This is a genomic window from Actinopolyspora lacussalsi subsp. righensis (assembly GCF_900116555.1).
In the GTDB taxonomy this organism is placed as follows: domain Bacteria; phylum Actinomycetota; class Actinomycetes; order Mycobacteriales; family Pseudonocardiaceae; genus Actinopolyspora; species Actinopolyspora lacussalsi.
Genome location: NZ_FPAT01000002.1, coordinates 23246 through 45201, shown reverse-complemented (window position 1 = coordinate 45201; position 21956 = coordinate 23246). Strand labels below are relative to the sequence as shown.

General features: G+C 67.7%; 25 protein-coding genes. 15 read left to right on the top strand and 10 right to left on the bottom strand.

The features are described 5' to 3' along the window. Positions 1-7: 7 nt before the first annotated feature. From BM394_RS03675 to BM394_RS03660, 4 genes are all read left to right on the top strand, one after another. Complete coding sequence (locus BM394_RS03675) at positions 8-445, top strand: DUF4247 domain-containing protein (RefSeq protein WP_092973872.1); 438 nt, start codon at positions 8-10, stop codon at positions 443-445. Next, positions 442-1455 (top strand): hypothetical protein, encoded by a 1014-nt coding sequence (locus BM394_RS03670; RefSeq protein ID WP_092973869.1) that lies wholly within the window; start codon positions 442-444, stop codon positions 1453-1455. The genes BM394_RS03675 and BM394_RS03670 overlap by 4 nt, the downstream gene beginning before the upstream one ends. Positions 1456-1578: 123 nt before the next feature. Further along, positions 1579-2004 carry a DUF350 domain-containing protein gene (locus tag BM394_RS03665; RefSeq protein WP_092973867.1) on the top strand — a complete coding sequence of 142 codons (426 nt, stop codon included), beginning with the start codon at positions 1579-1581 and terminating at the stop codon, positions 2002-2004. A gap of 34 nt (positions 2005-2038) precedes the next feature. Continuing rightward, the gene (locus tag BM394_RS03660; RefSeq protein ID WP_092973864.1) at positions 2039-3679 is read left to right on the top strand and encodes a polyamine aminopropyltransferase; all 1641 of its coding nucleotides are present in this window, start codon (positions 2039-2041) and stop codon (positions 3677-3679) included. Positions 3680-3749: 70 nt separating this feature from the next. Here BM394_RS03660 and BM394_RS03655 read toward each other — a convergent pair whose 3' ends face one another. After that, entirely contained in the window at positions 3750-4280 is a 531-nt protein-coding gene (locus BM394_RS03655) for a MarR family winged helix-turn-helix transcriptional regulator (RefSeq protein ID WP_092973861.1), read from the bottom strand. A gap of 46 nt (positions 4281-4326) precedes the next feature. Here BM394_RS03655 and BM394_RS03650 point away from each other — a divergent pair, with 46 nt between their 5' ends. Then, the gene (locus BM394_RS03650; RefSeq protein WP_175529950.1) at positions 4327-5982 is read left to right on the top strand and encodes an FUSC family protein; all 1656 of its coding nucleotides are present in this window, start codon (positions 4327-4329) and stop codon (positions 5980-5982) included. 118 nt (positions 5983-6100) lie between these two features. On the opposite strand, the gene BM394_RS03645 is transcribed toward BM394_RS03650, so the two are convergent. Further along, positions 6101-7204, bottom strand: coding sequence for a LacI family DNA-binding transcriptional regulator (locus BM394_RS03645; protein ID WP_092973858.1), 1104 nt, complete (start codon positions 7202-7204; stop codon positions 6101-6103). 375 nt (positions 7205-7579) lie between these two features. Between BM394_RS03645 and BM394_RS03640 the strand changes: the two genes are divergently transcribed. The 4 genes from BM394_RS03640 to BM394_RS03625 all read left to right on the top strand — a co-directional run bounded on the left by BM394_RS03640 (position 7580) and on the right by BM394_RS03625 (position 11808). Continuing rightward, on the top strand, positions 7580-8680 hold the full coding sequence (locus BM394_RS03640) for an ABC transporter ATP-binding protein (RefSeq protein ID WP_092974951.1): 1101 nt from the start codon (positions 7580-7582) through the stop codon (positions 8678-8680). A gap of 183 nt (positions 8681-8863) precedes the next feature. Next, positions 8864-10039 carry a metal ABC transporter solute-binding protein, Zn/Mn family gene (locus tag BM394_RS03635; protein WP_092973855.1) on the top strand — a complete coding sequence of 392 codons (1176 nt, stop codon included), beginning with the start codon at positions 8864-8866 and terminating at the stop codon, positions 10037-10039. A gap of 96 nt (positions 10040-10135) precedes the next feature. After that, positions 10136-10927, top strand: coding sequence for a metal ABC transporter ATP-binding protein (locus BM394_RS03630; RefSeq protein ID WP_342752635.1), 792 nt, complete (start codon positions 10136-10138; stop codon positions 10925-10927). Then, a complete protein-coding gene (locus BM394_RS03625; RefSeq protein ID WP_092973849.1) occupies positions 10924-11808 on the top strand; it encodes a metal ABC transporter permease in 885 nt (294 codons plus the stop codon). Before BM394_RS03630 ends, BM394_RS03625 begins: the two co-directional genes overlap by 4 nt. A gap of 370 nt (positions 11809-12178) precedes the next feature. Here BM394_RS03625 and BM394_RS03620 read toward each other — a convergent pair whose 3' ends face one another. The 3 genes from BM394_RS03620 to BM394_RS03610 form a co-directional block, all read right to left on the bottom strand. Beyond that, positions 12179-13507: an alginate O-acetyltransferase AlgX-related protein gene (locus BM394_RS03620; protein ID WP_245779948.1), complete on the bottom strand. Its 1329-nt coding sequence runs from the start codon at positions 13505-13507 to the stop codon at positions 12179-12181. A 179-nt stretch (positions 13508-13686) separates the two neighbouring features. Continuing rightward, a complete protein-coding gene (locus BM394_RS03615) occupies positions 13687-14013 on the bottom strand; it encodes a winged helix-turn-helix domain-containing protein (RefSeq protein WP_092929775.1) in 327 nt (108 codons plus the stop codon). Then, a complete protein-coding gene (locus BM394_RS03610; RefSeq protein ID WP_092973846.1) occupies positions 14010-14432 on the bottom strand; it encodes a hypothetical protein in 423 nt (140 codons plus the stop codon). The genes BM394_RS03615 and BM394_RS03610 overlap by 4 nt, the downstream gene beginning before the upstream one ends. Positions 14433-14638: 206 nt before the next feature. On the opposite strand from BM394_RS03610, the gene BM394_RS22665 reads away from it, so the two are divergent. Then, the gene (locus BM394_RS22665; protein WP_175529949.1) at positions 14639-14779 is read left to right on the top strand and encodes a hypothetical protein; all 141 of its coding nucleotides are present in this window, start codon (positions 14639-14641) and stop codon (positions 14777-14779) included. Positions 14780-14853: 74 nt separating this feature from the next. After that, positions 14854-15432, top strand: a complete 579-nt coding sequence (locus tag BM394_RS03605; RefSeq protein WP_092973844.1) for a hypothetical protein — start codon at positions 14854-14856, stop codon at positions 15430-15432. Between the two features lie 182 nt (positions 15433-15614). On the opposite strand, the gene BM394_RS03600 is transcribed toward BM394_RS03605, so the two are convergent. The 3 genes from BM394_RS03600 to BM394_RS03590 all read right to left on the bottom strand — a co-directional run bounded on the left by BM394_RS03600 (position 15615) and on the right by BM394_RS03590 (position 17038). After that, positions 15615-15815 (bottom strand): DUF397 domain-containing protein, encoded by a 201-nt coding sequence (locus BM394_RS03600; protein ID WP_092973841.1) that lies wholly within the window; start codon positions 15813-15815, stop codon positions 15615-15617. 96 nt (positions 15816-15911) lie between these two features. Then, a complete protein-coding gene (locus BM394_RS03595) occupies positions 15912-16169 on the bottom strand; it encodes a DUF397 domain-containing protein (protein ID WP_092973838.1) in 258 nt (85 codons plus the stop codon). Continuing rightward, positions 16166-17038 (bottom strand): helix-turn-helix domain-containing protein, encoded by an 873-nt coding sequence (locus BM394_RS03590; protein ID WP_092973835.1) that lies wholly within the window; start codon positions 17036-17038, stop codon positions 16166-16168. The genes BM394_RS03595 and BM394_RS03590 overlap by 4 nt, the downstream gene beginning before the upstream one ends. 413 nt (positions 17039-17451) lie before the next feature. Between BM394_RS03590 and BM394_RS03585 the strand changes: the two genes are divergently transcribed. Next, entirely contained in the window at positions 17452-17733 is a 282-nt protein-coding gene (locus tag BM394_RS03585; protein ID WP_092974945.1) for a hypothetical protein, read from the top strand. After that, positions 17717-18004 (top strand): hypothetical protein, encoded by a 288-nt coding sequence (locus tag BM394_RS03580; protein WP_092973832.1) that lies wholly within the window; start codon positions 17717-17719, stop codon positions 18002-18004. The genes BM394_RS03585 and BM394_RS03580 overlap by 17 nt, the downstream gene beginning before the upstream one ends. Positions 18005-18107: 103 nt before the next feature. Here BM394_RS03580 and BM394_RS03575 read toward each other — a convergent pair whose 3' ends face one another. Together BM394_RS03575 and BM394_RS03570 are read right to left on the bottom strand one after the other, a co-directional pair. After that, entirely contained in the window at positions 18108-18683 is a 576-nt protein-coding gene (locus tag BM394_RS03575) for a flavoprotein (RefSeq protein ID WP_092973830.1), read from the bottom strand. Positions 18684-18731: 48 nt separating this feature from the next. Beyond that, on the bottom strand, positions 18732-19928 hold the full coding sequence (locus BM394_RS03570; RefSeq protein WP_092973827.1) for a helix-turn-helix domain-containing protein: 1197 nt from the start codon (positions 19926-19928) through the stop codon (positions 18732-18734). A 300-nt stretch (positions 19929-20228) separates the two neighbouring features. Between BM394_RS03570 and BM394_RS03565 the strand changes: the two genes are divergently transcribed. Both BM394_RS03565 and BM394_RS03560 read left to right on the top strand, forming a co-directional pair. After that, positions 20229-21320 carry a radical SAM protein gene (locus BM394_RS03565; protein WP_217643338.1) on the top strand — a complete coding sequence of 364 codons (1092 nt, stop codon included), beginning with the start codon at positions 20229-20231 and terminating at the stop codon, positions 21318-21320. A 39-nt stretch (positions 21321-21359) separates the two neighbouring features. Then, positions 21360-21890 carry a class IV adenylate cyclase gene (locus BM394_RS03560; RefSeq protein WP_092973824.1) on the top strand — a complete coding sequence of 177 codons (531 nt, stop codon included), beginning with the start codon at positions 21360-21362 and terminating at the stop codon, positions 21888-21890. The last annotated feature ends 66 nt before the right edge of the window (positions 21891-21956 follow it).

The following is a 21956-nucleotide window of genomic DNA, read 5'->3' as shown; positions in this document are numbered from 1 at the left end:
CGAGGCGATGAAACCGAAATTCTGGTTCGTCATCGCGGGTATGACGGCGTTTCTGGCGCTGATCATCGCGATGGTCATGATCTTTTCGACCGGCACGGGGCCACGGGCCTACGTGGCGAAGAACTACACCAGGGCCGTCCAGCTGGACAAACCGGGTGACGACGACAACAAGGCCTACACCTCGAAACTCAAACCGTCCGCCGTGGCCGACGACATCACCGACACCTGGGAACCGGTCTCGCAGTACGCGAAGGGCAGCGGCATCTACCTGCGCTACAGCGAGGACGCCGTGATCGTTCAGCCGCGTAACCGAGGCTCGGTCATCCACGTCATGGAACTCGACGAGGCCAACAACCACTACCACCACGTCGTCGGCGGCGTCTGGGGCTGGGGCGGACCGCACGGACAGAGCTTCCGTGGCGGCGGACCGGGATCGGGCAAATGAGCACGGGGAACAGCGGAACGAACGACAACAAGACCGGAAAGACAGTCGGGCTGCTGGCGTTCTTCGGGATCGCGGCCCTGGTGCTCACCCTGATCGTCCTGGGCACAGGCGGGAAGGACGGTTCGGAGTCGTTCTACGGCGAGGAGAGCGACAGGTACTCCAGGGCGCAGAGCTACGGCGGGCAGTCCATCCCCCGGTTCACCGACGCCGAGTCCCGCCAGCTCTCCGAGGAGCTCGCCGAGGAGGAGCGGCGCTACGGTGTCTGTTTCGGGTGGAAGCTGACCGACGGCAGCGACGATCTCGAATACTCCGAACTCTACGAGTCCCAACCGGACTACGACATCGGTATGCCCGATGAGGAGGATTCCGAGGCATCTCAGTCAGACGAGTCCAACTCCCCGGCGGATCCCGCGCACAGCTACGACCAGGGGTCCAGCCGCGGTCCGAACACCCCGGCCAGCACCTGCGAGAAGTGGGTCGAACTGCGGGCCACCGTCGCCTACACCTCGGCGACCAGCGAGCAGTGGAGCGCTGTCGAGCTGGAGGTCGCCCAGGACTCCGACTCGAACATGGACCTGCCGTACGACTCGGACTTCGCCGAGCTCGGCATCACTGCCGAGCGGTTCATCGAGACCCCGGTGGACACCACCGGCCAGGCCGCGATCGCGTTGCCACTGCTGCTGACCCAGGAAGGATCGCTGCCCGCCCGTGCGGCCGAGAGCCGGACCGAGACCCGCGCCGCGGAACCGCTACCGAGCGCCGACACCGGGATTCCCGGGCTGTGGCGCTGGGTGTGGCTGGTGGTGCTCGGAATCGTCACGGTGCTCGGAATCGTGCTCGGCACCATCGGTCTCGTACGGCAACGGGGCGGGGGTGGCTCGGACGGGCCACCGAGCGGTCCTCCCGAACAGGGACCACCTCCGGGGCAGGCACCACCACCCGGGCAGCAGCCGCCGCAACCTCCTCCACCCGGTCAATCCCCCGGTCCACGGTGGCCACCACAGCAGTGACCCGACCACGACAACCCGACCACGAGAACCCGACCACGAGAACCCGGCCACGAGAACCCGGCCACGCCCCAACACAGCGGTGACCGGTGATCCGTTCACATCACGACCCGAAAGGCGCAACAGTTGTTCCAGGAACTGCTCTTCGGCCTGTCCGCGGCGATCGCCTACGGCATCGTCGGGGCCGTACTGATGGTCCTCGGCTACGTTCTCGTGGACCTGGCCACTCCGGGCAAGCTCCGCGACCTCATCTGGGTGCACCGCAACGCGAACGCGGCCATCCTGCTGGTGTCCGGGCTCATCGGCGTGGGCATCATCCTCACCACCGCGATCGCCGCCAGCTCGAACGACCTGGTTTACGGACTGATCGGCACGCTGGCCTACGGGCTGCTCGGTCTGATCCTGATGGGCCTGTCCTTCCTGCTCATCGACGCGATCACGCCGGGAAGGCTCGGTGACGAGCTCTCCACCGCGTCCATCCACCCGGGCACCTGGGTCTCGGCCTCCTCGCACGTGGTGATCGCGACGATCATCGCCGCGGCGATCTGGTGACCCACCGCTCCCTATCGAAGAGCAGCGAAACGCCATGAGCAGCACCGCGCAGGACGACCACCTCGACGGGACGACGGATTCCGAACCGGACGGAGCGGCCGAGGACACCGCGGCACCCCGGCAGCACCGGTACCGTCGTCCCGGCATGGCACGGTTCACGGTGCTGCTGGCGGTGTTCGTCTGCTCGGCCTGCGGGCTGGTCTACGAGCTCGCGCTGGTCGCGCTCGGCAGTTACCTGATCGGCAACAGCGTGGGGCAGGCTTCCATCGTGCTGTCGCTGATGGTGTTCGCCATGGGCCTCGGCGCGCTGCTCGCCAAACCGCTGCAACGCTGGGCGGCGGTCTCCTTCGTCGCCGTGGAGCTGGTGCTGGCGCTGCTCGGCGGGCTCAGCGTGCTCGGTCTGTACGCCGCCTTCGCGTGGCTGAGCATGTACATGCCGATGCTGATCGTGACCTCGCTGGTGCTGGGCACGCTGATCGGCGCGGAGATTCCGCTGCTGATGGTGCTGCTGCAGCGGATCAGGCGGCAGGAAGCGGGCTCCGCGGTGGCCGACATGTTCGCCGCGGACTACGTGGGAGCCCTCATCGGCGGGCTGGCCTTTCCGTTCCTGCTGCTGCCGCTGCTGGGCCAGGTCCGGGGCGCCCTGCTGGTGGGCATGCTCAACGCGGCGGCCGGTCTGGGCCTGATCCTGACGGTGTACCGCGTCGAGCTGGGAAAGCGGCTCGTCGTGCTGCTGACGGCCTCGGTGGTGCTGATCGGTGGGGTGCTGGGCGGCGCGTTCGCGCTTTCCGACCGGTTCGAGACGACGGCGCGCCAGGCGCTCTACGACGATCCGGTGGTGCACGCGGAGCGGTCGAAGTACCAGGAGATCGTGCTCACCAGTTCCGAATCGCTGTCCGGCAGGACCGACACCCGGCTGTTCCTCAACGGCGATCTGCAGTTCAGCTCGGTGGACGAGCGCCGCTACCACGAAGCGCTGGTGCATCCGGCCATGACGGGCGATCACTCCGAGGTGCTGATCCTGGGTGGCGGTGACGGGCTCGCGCTGCGCGAGGTGCTGCGCTATCCGGACGTGGAGCGGGTGACCCTGGTCGAGCTGGACCCCGCGGTGCTGCGGTTGGGGCGCGAGGACCCGCGGCTGACCTCGCTGAACGAGCACGCCTTCGACGATCCCCGCGTGAACACCGTCTCGGCGGACGCGTTCAGCTGGCTACGCGACAATCAGCGGCGCTACGACACGGTGCTGGTGGACATGCCGGATCCGGACTCCACCGAGACCGCGAAGCTGTACTCCACGGAGTTCTACTCGCTGGTGCGCCGCTCGATGGCCGAGGGGGCCAGGGTCAACGTGCAGGCGGGGTCGCCGTACTTCGCGCCGGAGGCCTACTGGTGCGTCGAGGCATCGATGCGGCAGGCGGGACTGGCCACGGTGCCGTACTCCCGCCCCATCCCGAGCTTCGGGCAGTGGGGTTTCCAGCTGGGTGTCTCGGGGGACTCGGCGCCGTCACCGCGGTTGCCCGAGGAGGTGCCGGGGTTGCGCACGTTGGACGAGCGGACGCTGCGCGCGGCGACCGTGTTCCCGCCGGATCGGGACCGGATCGCCGACATCGAACCGTCCACTCTGATGCACCCGAGAATCGTGCGGTACGAGCGGGGGGCCTGGCGGAACTACTGACCGGTTCCCCCGGTTTCCGCCGAGCGCGCTCCCCTGCGACACCCGGGCGGAGGTCCTCGGTCAGGCCGCGTCAGTCAGGCTGCGAGGACGCGGGTGGCGCGGGCGCGGGAGGACCTTCCAGGGAGCGCAACAGCTCCGCCAACCCACCGGAGACCGCCTCCCGCTGCTTGGTGTTCATCCCGGCCAGCAGCTCGCGCTCGGCTTCCAGGTTGCGGGCGAACGCCCTGTCTATGAGCTCAGCACCGTGGTCGGTGATCCGCACCCGCGCGCTGCGGCGATCGTGCTGGTCCCGGATGCGTTCGAGGAGACCGCGTTCGGCCAGCTGCTGCACCCGTTTGGTGGTCGCCGCTCCGGAGGCGACCATCAGGCCGTTCAGCCTCCCCGGTGTGACCGGTTCCCCGCTGCGGCGCAGCGCGGAGAGCAGATCGAACTCGGCCCGGTTGAGCCCCTCGTCACCGAGGACGGTGTCCAATCGTTGCCGCAGTACGGCGGCGGTGCGGAGCACCCGCCCGACGATCTCCATGCTGGAGGTGTCCAGCTCGGGGTGGATCTCCTTCCACTGCCCGCGTGCGGCACTGATGATGTCCGGCGTGCGTCTCATCCCACCATCACTTCACTAGTAAAATACTTGTGTATTACAATAGAACGTGTCCTCGACGATACTGGCACGTCATCTGCGTGAGGCCATTCACATCAACCGGCATGGCCCCATCTTGTGGCCCGCGCTGCGCGCGTTCCTGTCGGTACTGACACCGCTGCTGGTGCTGCTGGGACTCGACCGGCTGGACCTGGTCGCCGGAGCGGTGTTCGGCGCGTTGACCAGCGTCTACTGCCGCAGCGAGCCGTACCGCAACCAGACCCGTTCGCTGGCGGCGGTCGCCGCCGGAATGGTGATCGCGGTAGGTCTGGGCGACGCGATCGCGCTGGCCGACGTGGCACCGTGGCAACACCGACTGCTGGTGGTGACCGGCACCGCCGTGGTCGGAGCGGTCGCCACCGCCGCCACCACGGCCGTCAAGCTCGGCGCTCCCGGCGGGCTGATCTTCTCGTTCGCCACCGGCGCCTGCGCGAACCTGGCCATCACCCCCGCCGACGTCGCGCCCCAGCTGGCCGTCTGCGCCGTCAGCGGCGCGTTCGCCTGGCTCATCTGCACCGTGGGGGCGGCGTTCGCCGGGCTGCGCCCGCAGCGCAGGGCGGTGGCCTCCGCCCTGGAAGCCACCGCCGCCTATCTGTCGAACCGCTCCGACGTGCTGGCCAGGCACCGATCGGCCGTGGCCGTGGAGACCGCGTGGACACGTCTGGCGCTGGTGGGGGGACGACAGCGTGACACGACGGAGCACCAGAGGCTGATCCAGACCACCGAGATCTGCGAAGTGCTGGGCGGGTCCGGGCGAGCGGCGAGCGAGACGATCCGGTCGCTGCGCGAAACGGCCGCCGGGATCCGCAGGGGGGACTCCCCCGCCGCCCCCGGATACGCCCGCGAGGAATCGGCGGTCGTACCGGCGCTACCGCCCTCCCGGTGGTGCACGATCCGGGGAGTACTGCTGGCCGCGGTGCGCCCGGGCAAGGGCTCCGGCAGCTGGTTGGTGCCGTTCGCGCTGCGGGTGGGCGTCGCCGCGCTGCTGGCGGGCGTGCTGGCCGACCTGCTCGACACCGGACACATCTACTGGGCCGGGGTCTCGGCGGTATCGGTCCTGCAGGCCACCAGCACCTCGCGCTCGGTACCGCGGATGCTGCAACGTGTCGCGGGAACGGTGGGAGGCGTGCTGCTCGGGCTGGTGCTGCTGTCGCTGCATCCGGCCGTGTGGGTGATCATTCTGCTGCTGGCCGCGCTGCAGTGGGCCGTCGAGGCGACCATGCCCGTCAACTACGCGTTCGGACTGTTGTTCGCCACCCCGGTGGCGCTGCTGGTCAGCGGGATGATGACCCAGGCCAGCCCGGCCCAGTTGGTCAGCAGCAGGCTGTGGGCGACCCTGCTCGGCGCGGCGGTGGCCGTCCTGGTGGCCTGGCTCGCCCCGCACGGGGCCTGGCTGGCCAGGTTGCGGGACTCGCTGGCGCGGGTCAGGGAGCTGACCGAACCGCAGCGAACCGATCCGGAACGCCTCCGAAAGGCGCTGATCGAGCTGCACGACGCCTACGAGACCGCGGCCGGTGAGGTCCCGGAGTCCCAGCTGCCCACCGAGGAACTGCTGGCGGTCTCGCGGGACGCCTACAAACTGCTCGACAGGGGAGAGCTCTCCCCTCCGGCGCGGCGCGGCCTGTTGCGGCGCAACCCGTTGCAGGGCGGCCCGGTGCGGGGCTGATCAGTGCGGGGCTGGCCGGGAGCCTCCGTCCGGATCGGTGGGCGGGAGCCGGTCCGGACCCCGACACCACCGTGCCGAAACGCCCGGCGACGAGACCGGTGTGGCCGCCGCGAACCGGTCAGGGCCCGAACCAGCGCTCCTCCACCGAACGGGGCGATCCCGCGGTGGAACCGGTGATGAGTTGGGTGTCGAGCAGCACCTCGCGCGGCTTGCCGGTCGACTCGCTCGCGTCCAGCAGCAATCTGCCCGCTGCCCTGCCCTTCTCCAGCACCGGCTGGCGCACGGTGGTCAGCTCGACCCGCTCGGCGTCGTCGATGCCGTCGAAACCGGTGATGGTGATGTCCTGCGGCACCCGCCTGCCCTGCCTTCTGACCTCGGTGAGCGCACCCAGCGCGAGGATGTCGGAGGTGCAGATGATCGCGGTGATCTCCGGGTCGAGCTCCATGAGCCGGGCGGCGGCCGAGCCACCCGACTCCGTGGTGTGGTCGAAGCGCTCGATGACCGGGACCTGCTCCCAGTCCACCCCGACCTCGGCGAACGCCTCGGACAACGCGGTGAGCCTGGCCCGCTGCACGTGGAAGCCGGCGTTGGCCTGCCGTTCGGGGGACGCCGGCCCGTCGTTGCGGGTCCGTGCCAGCCGCATGCACACGACGCCGATCTTGCGGTGACCGAGTTCGATGAGGTGCCTGGCCAGCTCCTTGATCGCGGCGCCGTCGTCGATCCCCACCCGGTCGATCTCGGGCAGGCTGGGTTGATCACAGATCACGGTGGGAACGGGGCGTTCCATGACAGCGGCCAGGTGCGGATCGTCATCGGGCACGGAGTACACCACGAAACCGTCCACACCGGCGCTGTGCACCGAGGCCACGTCCTCGTGTTCCGGGTTCGCGGGTATCAGCAGCAGCCCGTGATCGGCGTCCTCACAGGCCAACGCGAGCCCTTCGAGGAAACCGACGGCGGCCGGGTCCCGGAACGCGTAGGAGAGGTTCTCGGTGAGCAGCAGTCCGACCGCCCCCGCCTTGCGGGTGCGCAGCGAGCGCGCCACCGGATCCGGACCGGGATAACCGAGTCGGCGGGCGGTGTCGAGTACGCGTTTGCGCAGTTCCGGGGAAAGTTGGTCGGGACGGTTGTAGGCGTTGGAGACCGTAGTCCGGGAAACGCCGAGTTCCGCGGCGAGCGACGCCAGTGTCGCGGGTCGCCTCGAATTCGTAGACCGCACCATGCGGGAACCGTAACGGTTCAGTAAGTGTGGGTGAAGCTTTGATGACCCAGATCCCACAACCATTTTGCCGAAGTTTCGCACACCCCCACCGCGGCGGGCCGCCAGGCGGAACCTCCAACTCGCTCCAGCCCCTGGTGCCGAAGGTTCCGAGCGGACACGCGCGCCGCGTTTCGAGCCTCCCGACCAGGGTTCGACGCGGGAGATGGGAACGCCGCTGCCCACTGGAAACCCGTTGGGAACTCCGCTGGAAACCCGGCCCGTCGGAACGCGGCCGAACACTGAAAACCGAATTCTTTCCGACATTCGGGGGTGGCGGCACGATCCACCGAAGGATAATTTGTCCAGACCAATCCTTCGGTGAAAGGTGTGTCACACATGGCCGAGGTCGCGTACGACGGCGCTTCACGTGTATTCCCGGGCACGAAACCGGTTCGCGCGGTGGACGAACTGGACCTGCGGATCGGTGACGGCGAGTTCCTCGTGCTCGTCGGACCTTCCGGATCCGGCAAATCCACGGCACTCCGGATGGTCGCCGGGCTGGAGGACGTCGACGAGGGTGCCATCCACATCGGCGGAAACGATGTCACGAACGTTCCCCCGAAGTCACGGGACATCGCGATGGTCTTCCAGTCCTACGCGCTCTACCCGCACATGACGGTGGCCGAGAACATGGGCTTCGCGCTGCGGTTGCGCAAGACGAAGAAGGACGTCATCCGGGAGAAGGTCACCCAAGCGGCCGACATGCTCGACCTGCGCGAGTACCTGGACCGCAAACCACGGGAACTGTCCGGCGGGCAGCGCCAGCGAGTCGCGATGGGTCGGGCGATCGTGCGCGACCCGAGCGTGTTCCTCATGGACGAACCGCTGTCCAACCTGGACGCGAAACTGCGCGTGGAGACGAGGGCCAACATCGCCGCGCTGCAGCGACGACTCGGCACCACGACGGTCTACGTCACCCACGACCAGGTCGAGGCGATGACCATGGGGCACCGGGTCGCCGTGCTGGCCGACGGAAAGCTCCAGCAGGTCGACACACCGCGCGAACTCTACGAACGACCCGCCAACTCCTTCGTCGCCGGGTTCATCGGCTCCCCGGCCATGAACCTGCGCACGGCGCGACTCACCGAAGAGGGCGCGAGCTTCGACGGGCAGACCGTGCCACTGCCCCGTGAGACGGTTTCGGAGGCCGCCGCGCGCGGCCTCGGTGAGGTCACGGTGGGCCTGCGCCCGGAGTCGTTGCGACTCGGCGCACCCGGTGGGGACGGCGCGGAGCTGACCGTCGAACTCGTGGAGGAGCTGGGGGCCGACGCGCTGGTGCACGCGCGTCCGGACACTGCCGATTCCGGCGCGCGGCTGGTGGTGCGCATCGACGGTCGCGAGCCGCCCACGCTCGGTGAGCGGGTCTCGGTGGTTACACGGGATCCGAACGAGCTGCACCTGTTCGACCCGAGCACGGGGGCCAGGTTGGCGGGCTGAGACTCCCGTGGCCGAACTCGCGTGCCCGCTCGAATCGAAACCACCGGGCACGCGTGTCCGTGCTCATGTCATCCGAACGGGTACTGGGTGGAAGCCCGCCCACAACGGCGCGTAGACTCCAATCGATAATGATTTCCATTAGCGGTCGAGTCGGTTGACACGATCCGGCAAGCAGGAGTCTTCGTGAACACACCGCGTAGTTGCCACCTCGGACGTGCCGGAAGCCATCGCGCGGGCGGCGTAACGGCGTTAGCCGGGCTGACAGCCGCTACGCTGCTGCTCGGTGCCTGCGGCAGCGGCACCGGCGGCACCTCGGAGGGCGGCAAACCCACCGTGGTGGCCTCCACTGACATGTGGGCGGGCGTGGCGAAGGCCGTCGCCGGTGACGAGGCCGAGGTCGAGTCGATCATCGACAGCGAAGAGGCCGATCCCCACTCGTACGAGAGCACCCCGCGCGACGCTGCCCGGCTCGACCGCGCCGACCTCGTCGTCTACAACGGCGGTGGTTACGACGCCTTCGTCAGCCAACTGCTCAGCGACGGCGACGGGACCACCGACGGCATCGAAGCGGTGAGCGTGGCCGGGTCGGGCGGCGACGCCGGGTCGGGCGGCGACGCCGGGTCGGGCGGCCATTCCGGTGCGGGCGGCCACTCCGAGAGCGAATCGAGCTCACCCACCGGCTCCGCCCAGCAGCACGCGGAATCCGAGCAGAGTCACGAGCACGGCCACGAGCACACCGAATCGGAACACCAGCACACCGAGTCCGAACAGGGCCACGAGCACGCCGAATCCGGGCACGGCCACCAGCACTCCGGCAACGAACACGTCTGGTACGACCCGGAGACCGCGCGGCTCGTCGCCGAGCGCATCGCCGCTCGGCTCGGCGAACTCCGCCCGGATCGGGCCGAGAAGTTCGAGCGCAACGCCACCGAGTTCGGCGACAGGGTCGACGAGATCGAGCGGAACATCACCGAGCTGCGGAACGAGCACCACGGCACCGAGGTGCTGACCACCGCTCCGGTGGCCGACCACCTGCTGGAGAACGCGGGACTGACCGACATCACACCCGACTCGTTCGTGCGCACGGTGGAGGCGGGCAACGACCCGGCGGCGGCCACCGTGGCGGAGCTGCAGGAACTCGTCGGCTCGGGCAGGCCGGCCGCGCTGATCCACAACCCGCAGACCGCCTCCCCGCTGACGGAACGGATCACCGAGCGCGCCCGGAACAACGGCATCCCCGTGGTCGCCATGCCGGAGACGCTGCCCGACGACCGGACGTACTCGGAGTGGCTGTCCGGCCGGGTGACCGCGCTGGACACCGCGCTCGACGACAACACCGCGGGAACCGGGGGGCAGTAAGTGCAGCGACCGCAGCCGTCGACGGAGCCGACCGAGCACCGCACCGACGAGACACGAGCCGACGAGACCACGACCGGCCGGGAGCGACCTCCCGCCGTGCGGCTGCGCGACGCGGCGCTCTCCTACGGCCCGCGCGAGCTGTGGCGGGGCCTGGATCTCGACGTGGCCCCCGGCGAGTTCCTCGCGGTGCTCGGCCCGAACGGCGCGGGCAAGACCAGCCTGCTGCGCGTGCTGCTGGGACTGGCCCCGCTGAGTGGTGGCTCGGTACGGATCGCGGGCGAACCCGCGTACCGGGGCAACGACCGGATCGGCTACATCCCGCAACAACGCTCACTGCAGAACAGCCTCACCATGCGCGGCAACGACCTGGTCGGGCTCGGGCTGGACGGACACCGCTGGGGCATCGGTCTGCGGCACCGCGCCGCGCGGACGCGCCGGGTGCGCGAGGCACTGCGCGCCGTGGATGCCACCGACTACGCCAAGACCCCGCTGGGGCTGCTCTCCGGCGGGGAGCAGCAACGGCTGCGGATCGCGCAGGCCATCGTGTCCGAACCGGACGTGCTGCTGTGCGACGAACCGCTGCTCTCGCTGGACCCCTCGCACCAGCGCCGGGTCAGTGAACTGATCGGCCGCCAGACCAGGACCACCGGGGCGGCGGCGCTGTTCGTGACCCACGAGATCAACCCGGTGCTGCCGCTGGTGGACCGGGTGCTGTACCTGGTCAACGGCGGATTCCGGATCGGCACCCCCGACGAGGTGATGAACTCGACGACGCTGTCCGAACTGTACGGAACCGAGGTGGAGGTCGCCCGGGTCGGAGGCCGCCTCGTCGTGGCGGGGGCCGAGAACGAGCAGGACCACCACGTGCACGAGGGGGGCGAGGCATGAACCGGCTGCTGGACGCGCTGAGCAGGATATTCGACTTCGGCCTCACCGGCGAGCTGCTCGGCTACCCCTTCGTGCAGCAGGCCCTGCTGGCAGCGGCGGCGCTGGGACTGGTCTCCGGTGTGCTGGCGCCGCTGGTGGTCACCAGGAAGATGTCCTTCGCCGTGCACGGCACCGCCGAGCTCGCGTTCACCGGAGCCGCCGCGGCGTTGTTGATCGGTGTCGGCGTGACGGTGGGCGCGCTGACCGGGGCGGTGGTCGCGGCATTGCTGCTCGGGCTGCTGGGGCAACGCGAGACCGAACGCGACTCGGTGATCGGCGCCGTGCTCTCGTTCGGGCTCGGGCTGGGAGTGCTGCTGCTGTGGATGAATCCCGAACGCGCCTCGAACAAGTTCACCCTGCTGGTGGGGCAGATCGTCGGGGTGAGCTCGGCCGACGTCACCCTGCTCGGTGTGGCCGCGCTGGTGGTACTGCTGGTGACCGCCCTGCTGTACCGCCCGCTGCTGTTCGCCAGCGTCGACTCGGAGGTGGCCGCGGCGCGCGGCGTGCCGACCGGACTGCTGACACCGGTGTTCGCGCTGCTGGTGGGGATCGCCACCGCGCTCGGGGTGCACGTGGTGGGGGCGCTGCTGGTGATGGCGCTGATGGTCACCCCCGGTGCGGCGGCCATGCGGGTGACGGCCAGCCCGGTGAAGGCGACGCTGCTGTCGGTGGTCTTCGCCGAGGTCGCGGCCGTCGGCGGGATCCTGCTGTCGCTGGCCCCGGGCGTGCCGGTGAGCGCGTTCGTCACGGCCGTCTCGTTCGGCATCTACCTGGTGTGCCGGGTGGTCGGCGGCCTGCGCGTGAACCGGTTGACCAGGGGTAGCTCCGCCGCCGCGGTGTGACCGAGAGTTCGTGTGGGAACTCGGCCGGGGTGTTCGACCTCGCGCGGTCGGCCTCGTGGGATCGATCCGCGTGGTTGGTCACCGCTCCCGCGTACATTTCGCGAGAAATCGACGCCGTCCGGAGCCGTACCGCCACTCCGGTATGGCCCCGCGGCCGTCAATTTCCCGCGAAATCGCCGCGCCATCAGCGCCGACGAGGGCCGAACTCCAGCCACCTACGCAATCGGCACCGCCGCGGATTCTCCCGTGCGGCTCTCGCGAGGAAGGCCCGACGTTGTGTAGTGACTACCCGATGTCGGGCCTCCCGGAGCGAGAGCCGTGCGCGAGGTTCCGCTACTCGCACCGCCCCACAGGCCGACCCGACGGACCCTCACACGGGGTTGCGCTTGAGGATCTCGCCTACCTGCTCGGCCATGTCCGGGGCGAGCATCGCGTACCGCCCACCCGCCAGGAACCGCTCCGACAGTTCGAAGGTGACCACCTCGCCCTCGGCGAGCATGCGTCCCGTTCGCTCGGGGTCGGTGAGCACGTTGTTCGGGTGCGCGATGGTGAGGTCGGAGAAGGACGCCGCCAGGTAGGGACTGGCGAACTGGGTGAACGAGTCCGCGATCATCCTCGTGGGTTCGTCGATCATTCCGGGTCGTGCGCTCGACTCCAGGTGCAGCGGCTCGTGGAAGTCGCTGCCGACGAACCGCGTGTTGTCGGCCCCGCCGTCCGGCGCCAGCGAATAGGACCGCACCGTCCATTCCCGGTTCTCGCCCACCAGCTCGGGGATGTCCGCGCGGTGCTGATAGGTCCTGCCCGGCTCCACCTCCCAGCTGTCGGTCACTCCGGGCCGCAGGGACTCGGCCAACCGTCGAACCATCGCCAGCCCGCCCGCGTGCCGCCAGTGGGTGTCGAGTTTGGTGAAGACGGGTTCGTCGCGGCGCCGGTCGAGCTCGCGCAGCGTGGGGCGCATGTCGATCGCCCCGGTGGCCTCGGGCACGCGTCGCCAGAACTCCGAGCGCAGCTCTCGCATGCAGTCACGCCCCACGTACTCGTCGGGCATGTGCTCGGAGTACACGGTGGACTTGTCAGGGGCGATGACCAGTCGGAACTCGCGGCCTGACTCCTCCACCACCGAACGCCAGCGGCGCAGCCCGGCGATGACGCGGTCCAGTTCCATGTCGGGCAGGCACTTGTACGACACGTCGTGGCCCAGGAAGAGCCACCCGTCATCGCCCCGGACCACGTCGGGGAAGAGCTCGGGGTCCGGCTTGCCGGAACGCTGTTGGTCCGCGCCACCGCCTCCGAGCGGAGAACCACCGGGGTCGGAGCCGTGCGGGGCCGGTTCGCCGAACACCCCCTCGCTGATTCCCTCGACGGCGTCGACCGCCTGGGCTCGGAACGCCAGGCGATCGCTCGCCCAGTCGTTCAGCCCGGTGAAGAACCCCCATCCCTCGGTGACGCTGGGGAAGGAGGCGAGTTCGCGGTTCTCGATTCGTTCCGCCCGGGCTCCGAGGATCCAGGACAGCACCGGCGCGGCGAAGAACAGCAAGACACAGGCCAGCGCGATGTACTGCTTGGCACCGTGTCGGGGGCGGTGCAGCGGGTGCTCCCTGGGCAACCACGCCTCGTGCACGGCGGGCAGTTCCGTCGGAGTCGCCGACGGGGCGTCACGATCGGCCGTACGAGGAGCGCTGGGCTGGTTGCCGGACACGTTCACACCGTAACGACCCGCCGGGCGGCTCGGTCGGGATTCCCGGGGAACCGGTTCGGCCGCGGGTCAGCGGTTGTCGGTGTCCCAGCTGAACACCCGGGTTGCGAGCGCGGTGAGCACCACCGCGAGCACGAAGCCGAGTGACGGGGAGAACGCCACACCGGACACCCGCTCGGACGTCAAGACCTCTCCTCCTCGGCGTGGTGGTCGACGATTCGGCGCAGGGCGGCCAGGTAGTCGTCGAAGGCCCGCCTGCCGTTCGCGGTGAGCGAGTACCACGTACGCGGCCTGCGCAGCACGTGTCCCTTCACCGCTGTGATGTAGTCCGCCTCCTCGAGCGTGGCGAGGTGTTTGGCCAGCAGCGAGTCGCTGACTTCGATGCTGTCCCGCAGGAAGCGGAACTCCACCTGCTCGGCCTCGGCCAGGGCGGACACGATGGACAACCGCACCGGGGTGTGGATCAGCTGGTCCAGTGCGTGGCGCGGATGACTTCCCGACTCGCTCATCGACGTAGCACCCACCAGGCCGACACCCAGCACGGCAGTGCGGGCAGCAGCGCGAGCAGGCACTGCCACAGCGGTTCGTCGTCCAACCAGGTGCTGGTGACGACGCTGGTGACGACCGCCAGCGCCATGTAGACAAGAGTGAACTTCCAAATGATGCGTGCGGCCGTCCTGCTTAGCACTCGTTGCCGGTTCACGTACCAGAACAGTCCCGCGATGCAGCCCGCGAACAACCACGCCACCACGGTGGCGATCCAGCCCTCGCTCAGTGCCTGACCGACCAAGAAACCGGTCGTGAAGAGCCCGAGCAGGATCAGCATGTAACCGAACCAGCGGGAGCCGTCACGAGCGAGCTCGCTCATGTGCCCCGCCCGTCCGAGCGCTTCGTCCGGGGGCATCTCGTGCGATGAGCTCTTGTCCACAGCCACTCCTCCGTTCACTTGAACGGGAGACTAGTACTTGAATACGGTTCAAGCAACTGTCCGCGGCGGAGACACCGCAGCGCGGTGCCGGATCCCGATTCAAAGGCGACGGCTATCAGCTCGTCGAAGTGCTCCGGAGCGGTCGCCGCGAACGCACCGAACAGGCAGGCCCGTGTCCGCGTAGTGCGCCCCGGAGGTCAACGCCCGTGAAGGTGGCACGCCGCCTGGGCGGGGGCGGCATCGAAAAAGCGGTGAGCGAGGTCGTCGGCAAGGTCGTGGAGCAGGTGCGGGTGGCCGTCCAGACCGCCACGACGGCGGGTGCCTTCGTCGCGGTGACCAACACCTGAGCCGCGTGGCGGTCTCGCGACCGGCTCCGCCCGCATCGGTTGCTCGTCACTTCTCGGTACGCTGAGCTATTCCGATGACTGTCGATGTCGCGAACACCGCGATCACCCTGCTGCGTCGAGTGGGCGTCACGTTGCACGACGGCCTGCACCAAGACGAACTCCGTGCGGTCCAGCGGCGGTTCGGATTCGAGTTCAGCCCGGATCATGCGGCACTGCTGGCCAGCGCTGTGCCGGTGGGAGACGGCTGGCCGGACTGGCGACACGACACATGCGAGGAGCTGTCGACTCGCCTGACGTGGCCCGTGGAGGGCGCGGTTCTCGACGTGCTGCACGATGATTTCTGGCCGGTGTCCTGGGGGCCGCGCCCGGTCGATGATCGGTTGGCCGAGCGCCGGGCTCGTGAACATCTCGAACGTTGGCCGAAGCTGATCCCCCTCTACTCCCACCGGTACATGCCCGCCGCACCGGCGTGCGGCGGAGACCCAGTTCTCTCGGTCCACCGAACCGATGTCATCCATTACGGAGTCGATCTGGTCGACTACCTGCACCGCGAGTTCCATCGGTCGGCGACACCGCACGAGCACACGCGGTCACACCGATGGGTAGCGCACTGGTCGGACCTCGCGTCCGGGGCCGAGAACGACGAACTGTAGTCGCTGTTTCGTCGCTCGGCCAAGACAGCGCACGAAACGCCGCACAGCTAGGCAGCTGCCGGGGAACTTCGAGGACGGTCCGGCGCCGAATCGTTCGGTTGCGAAGCAGGAGTCTCTCGTGTCGCGGAAGGCGACGCGAAAGTCCCGCCCGACGATACCGAGCGGGACTTCACGGCAGCGGTTCAGCCGTCGAGGCGGTCGCTTTTGATCGCCTCGACGAAGGCGGTGAAGCGATGCGGGGAGACCGCGAGGACGGGGCTGTCGGTGCCGAGTTTGCTGTCTCGGAGGAGAGCGGTCCCCGGTAGGTTCTGGGCGACCTCGACGCAGTTGCCTCCTCCAGTACCGCTGCGACTGGATCTACGCCAGTTGGCGAACTCGCTCACTGGTTCTCCTGTTTATCCTGTCGCGGTTCTGTCCCAGAGAGCAACTCCGTTGCGGAAGCACAAGGCCCCAGGATCGTGGGGCCTTGCGCGGGGCTGCTATGCGAGGTGATCGAATTCTCCTGCTTTCGCGCCGTCGATGAAAGCGCGTAGCTCCGTGCGGGTATAGACCTGCGCGCGGGAACGACGCTCGGCTTCCGGGAGCTTGTCGTCCTGGATACTGATGAATTGACCGTCCGAGGCCAGCATCACGCATCCGCCGTTGGCATTCGAATAGCTCGATTTGACGTGTGGCTCGCGCAGTAGAGCTTCGTAGCGTTCGTCGTCCAGCTCGCGGTAGGGGTTTTGTGCTGTCATGGTAGCTCCTTCATCACCGAGCGGATCAGGTCCTGTGACTCCCGTGCCGGTAGAGCCAGGGCCAGAGCCGCATCGAACGTATACGTGCACTGACGAACAGCCAGGCGATCCTCGTAGATCCGCTGCGCTGTATCGCTGTCCACATACACCACATCGCCGTCCAGTTCGTGAGGGAACCCGAACAGCACGAAGTTATCGCTCCCGGGCAGGGCGCCAGCACTGAATGGTAGGACATGAATCGTGACAGGTAGCTGTTGAACCACCTCGGTGAGGTATTGCAGCTGCTCTCGCATCACGTCCGGCCCACCGACCACGGTGCGGATGACACTTTCGCTCATCACCGCGGTCAGTCCCTCGAAGTCAGGGTCGGCGAGTCGTTCCTGGCGGCGCAACCGCATGTCCGCCATACGGTCAACGCTGATTGGCGAGACGAACGCGCGACCACTGCCGATCACGGCCTCCGCGTAGGAGCGTGTTTGCAACAGCCCTTGGATGAAGGCGTTGTCGTAGCTGCGTGCGGTAATGGCATCTTCTCCGATTTCCACCAGCATTTCGACATCCTGCGAAACGATGTCGGCGTACTCCTGCCACCAGCCACGCTCATCAGCGCGATGACGTAGTTCGTCGAGAGTCTTCCGGTGTTCGGCATCAACGTTGAGAGCTTCGGCTACACGATCCAGCTGTTCCGGGGTGATCCTGGCCAACCCGGTTTCCAAACGCGACAGATGCGTGGTGGACAACCTTCGCTGTTTGGGCTGATCTTCGTTGACTCGACCGACCAGGTCGTCCTGACTGAGTCGGGCTTCCTCACGGAGGCGTCGCAGCTGCTTACCGAGGCGACGCGAACGTACTGTCTTGCGCAAAGCCATAGTTTTCCTCTCGTGGGCAGCCTATCCGTGTACGTCTCGTGAGCGCGTACGACTCTCTCGTCGTCCGACCGGTCGAACTCGCTGGCTATGCAACTTTCGTGGAACACCAGAACATGTTGCTTGCAAGTTGCAGTCACTTTTAGCATACTAGCGATCATCGGAACGTGACCAGCCATATTGAACGAACTCAGGAAGAGAGGGAGGCAGGGAGGATTTCTGACCACTCGTCCGGTGGCGACCACCGGACGAGTAGCCCTTCCCGCGTCGTGTGCTTGGCGGCCTCGGACGCGGGGTGGCTCCTTCATCCAGTCACTACTGAAGTGGAGCGTTGTTGATGCTATCGCCTTGTGCGACGTGTGTCGTTGCGCGTCTCGGTTCGCCGCACCTCGGCTGCCTGGTGGGGGTGGTGTGAGGTGGGGGCGTTGTTTCCGCGCAGCCTGGTGTTTGTGGTGTTGGCCGCGACCGAGGCCGACCACCGGCATGGCCAGGTCCCCAGGCTGCATGCGATCGAGCGTCATCCGGGTGAGTACACGGCCTCGTGGGTGCTGTCGCTGTGCCAGGTCTATCTGGGGTTGGGCGAGGTCACGCCGCTCGGCGAGCCGGAGGCCGATCCGGAGTTGTGTTCGCAGTGTTGTTCCATGATCGCGTGGTCGGGTCTGCGGGGACGGGTGGTGCGCCATGCCGTCGCTGGCTGAGCTGTCCGTGCCGCCGCCTCGGTTCGTGACCGGCACCGATTCGGGCACGATTCATGCCACCGCGCCCTCCACACGCGAGGCCAGCGCTCGTGCGGGCCGGGGATTCGTGGCCTGTTTCTGCGGCCAGGTGATCGAGCTCGCCCCGCACCCGCCGGAACGCATCTTGGGCGGGTGGCATCACTACTGCCGGGTGTGTACTGAGTATCTGCTCGCCGCCAGTGATCCCTACCCGCCGAGTCCGACGAATCTCTACGAGCCCTGGCTGTCTTGACGAGCGAAGAGCACCCACTGGCGCAGTAGTGACGGTGAATCTCCGGTGGGGTAGATCGAACAACAACGACCTGTACCCACCGGGTGTGTCGGTTGCCGGAGGGCTACTGTTCGATTGCGGCGAGGATGGTTTCCCAGGGGTAGGGACGCTTGGGTTCGTGCCCGACGGGGTAGAGCGGCCAGACATGGTCGCCGTAGACGAGTTCGACGCCGCCGTCGCGAAGCGCGTCGAGATGAGTGTTCCACGCGGGATGGGCAGCGTGGGCGGCGTTGACCTTGGGGAAGACGACGACGCGAGTGGCCGGGTCCCCGATGGCTTCACAGACGGGAGTGAGGGCTTGGTTGTCGCCGATGCCCAGGGCCAGCTTGGCGACGCTGGTGGCGGTGGCGGGTACGACGGCGTAGCAGTCGGCGGCTGGGTGTGGCTTGGGTTCGGTGGGCAGCCGGGAGGTCCAGCGCACGGGCAATCCGGTCAATAATTCGAGCTTGTCGGCTTCGCCGGATTCGGACAGCCATCGTCCGGCGGTGGGGGTCAGGCTGACCGTGACGCGGTAGCCGTGGTCGAGAAGCGGCGTGACCAGGTACTCACGGAGATGGTTGACTCCTCCGGCACCGCAGCCGACGACACCGATGACAGGTTGCCGTTGACCATGTCCGGGCGTGTTGTCTGCTGGCCTCACAACCGACCACGGTAGCGGGTGGGCGGAAACGGTCGGGGCGTGGCCGATTCAGAGTTTGAGTCCGAGCCAGTAGGCGAAGTGGGCGACGGAGTCGGATTTGCGGCGTTCGGTCTGTGCGATCGCGCGGGTCGTTTCGTGCACCTGGGGGTGGTAGCGGGTTTGTTGCGGCGCGACGCGGCGGGCGTTGTTCAGGGAGTGGAGTGCCTGTCCGTGATCGCCGGTCAGCACCCAGGCGCGGGCGACGTCCTGCCAGTGGTGGCCGGCTCTGGTGGCAGGGATGTTGGCCGGGAGGCGCAGCTGGGAACCGGTGCGGGCCGCTCTGTCAGGATCACCGGACTCCAACGCCACGGCGGTGTGGTGGATCTCGACGTTGCCGGGCCCGAAGTTGGTGTCGTAGGCGGTGGACTGGTGACCGAGACGGGCTCCGATGTCGCGGGCGGTGTCGATGTGGCCGTGGGCCCGGTCGGTGTCGCAGTTGCGGGCAGCGGTGATGGCCCCGCGTAGGTGTGCGGCCCCGCGGAGCGCGAGGGTGGCTTCCCGGTCGTTGCTGGGCAGTAGATCTAGGGACTGGTCGACGAGCGCAGTGGCGGTGTCATAGGCGGCGTGCGAGAGCAGCAGCAGGACGCGTTGCTGCAGGGCGTGGGCGGGCAGGAGCGGATCGTCGCTGTGTTCGGCGGCGGTCTCGGCGCGGTCCAGTGCTTGGGTGGCCAGGGGCAGCCAGCCGAAACGGAACACGAGTTGCCCGGCGTTGGCGTAGCACTGTGCCAGGAGCCGGTGAGCCCGTGCGCGATCCGCATCACTGGGGGCGTCGCGGACGGCACCGTGCAGCTGCCGGAGCAGGACCGGGGTCCTCGCGATGGCTCGGCGGGCCCGGTCGCTGTGGCGCAGCGTGCGGGCGCGTTCGAGATCGGCAGCGAGTTCGTCGAGCGAAGACGGCTGCAGCGCGGTGACATGGCGGCCTTCCGCGAACAGCGTGCGCAGCTCTTCGACACCGGGCAGGCCACCATCGTCCTCGAGGAGTTCTCGGTAGGGCCGGCCGTAGAGTTCCTCGATCTCGACACCGAGCGCGCGTGCGACACACGCGACGAAGCTGGGCGAGGCCGGTTCGCGCCCCTGCTCGACCGCGCGCACCATACTGGTGCTGTAGCTGGCCCGTTGCGCCAATGCGTACTGGTTGAGCCCCGCGACCTTGCGGGCCACGGCGATGCGCTCGCCGATCGAGCTCTCGGTAGCACTGGCTGGCATCGGTGTCTCCTCAAAGGACGCGGCAGTGTCCGATCAGCACCGTCCATGCTGCCATGTCGCACTGTCACTTCGCTGTTACTCCACGCGTTCGCACGTTCCTAGCGTGATCCGTGTCCAGCCGGCGAGTCGTACCACGCGATCCGGATGACTCCGAGCTGTCCGGCCGTGCGCGGGCTGATGGCGTCCTCCGACCGTCACCAGCCCGCACCCCGGTCCGACCGGAGTTCCCGGGTTTCGATGTGAGGCGTCGCCGGCTGGGTGCGACGCAGGAGTGGCCCATTCGACAAGAAGGTGTCAGTGGTGAACGACTTCGCACGCTCGGACATACCGACCTACGTGCAGCGCGACGCAACCCTTCGCGTGAAGATCATCGATGCGTGCGGGATGACCTGTACGTTTTGTCATAACGAAGGAACACCGGTCGCAGCGGACAACCGGAGACGGATCGCGGAGGCCTTCACGCCCAGGGGGCGGTCGGGCCGCGTGTCGATCTACACCGGTAGCAACGGGGCCACGTTCCTGCCGCGAACGATTTTTCCCGATGAGGAGTTCACTGACGTGGTGGCGAGGCTCCGAGCAGCCATGAGGTTGGCCGAGCTCCACCTCACCGGAGGTGAACCCACCCTGCACCCCCGGCTGGCCGAGCTGATCGCTCGCGGTCGTGAGGCCGGATATCGGGTGTGCATGACCTCCAATGGCGAGCAGGGGGCCGGCGTCCTACCCGCTTGCGCTGAAGCAGGCTTGGATCGGGTCAACTTCTCCGTTTTCGGGACCACTCCAGCCGAACTGGCCGAGGTTCAACACGCCCGCTATCGCAACACCGCCCGCGCTGGCGACAAGATCGACGCGTTGCGGGAGTCCATCGCGGTCTGCGTGGAACACGGCATCGTCGCCAGCGTGAATCTCGTGGTCCTCGACGAGGCCCACATCGATCGGGTGCACCGCGTGCTGGATGAGTACTCGCCGATGTTGTCGGTACGCCTACTCAATTCCCTCGACCACGGCCAACCGTCCCTGCAGGCGATCGACCGGATCCTCACCGACAGAGGCGCCGTTGCCGAAGCGCACTACGTCACAGCCGGTGTGAGCGGCGCTCGGACCGCATACCGGCTGGAGGACGGTCGGCGGATCTTCGTCAAGCGAATTCGACCGGTGCGCCTGCCCGACACGTGTGTCGGATGCCGCTTCAACAACGGTAGCGACTGCCAGGAAGGCTATTACGGACTGCGACTGTACCGAGCCACCGACGGCCGTTGGATGGTCGGCGTGTGCCTGCAACGCATGGACCTGTGCCAACCTCTGGAGGAATTCCTGCACGGCTCGCTGGCCACCGAGATCACCGCCTTCCGCGCGGACGAATACGCCCGACTGGCACCGCTCGCGGCATCCTAATCTGAACCTCGACGATCACAACGGCAAGGGAGAACACCGGTGCCCATCGAGCACGAAGCCAAGATCCTCGACATCGACCCCGACACAATGGAAAAGCAGATCCTGCAGGCAGGCGGCACCAAACGTGGACAGGCTCTGCAACGTCGCTACGTCTACGACATCACCCCGGGTGATCAATCCCGGTGGATTCGCCTGCGCGACACCGGCAGTGCCACCACACTGACGATCAAAGAGATCACCAACGATGCCATCGACGGCACGCGGGAAACCGAAGTGGCCGTCTCGGACTTCGAAGCCACGAACGCCCTGTTGGGCAAGCTCGGCTATCAGCCCAAGGCCTATCAGGAGAACAGGCGTGTCAGCTTCCACCTCGACGGGGCCGAGGTGGAGATCGACAGCTGGCCCCACATCCCCACTTACGTCGAAATCGAAGCCGACAGCAAGGAGCGGGTCATGGCCGTGGCCTCTCGATTGGGCTACACCGAGGGCGACCTCACCGGCGAGAACACCACCAAGGTATACGCCCGCTACGGCATCGATCTGGCCGAAATCAGTGACCTGCGATTCTGAGCCCGGCCGTACGGATCCGGGGCGCTCATCGGTGGGGTGTGTTCGTGGTGGCTGAAATCGTCCCAC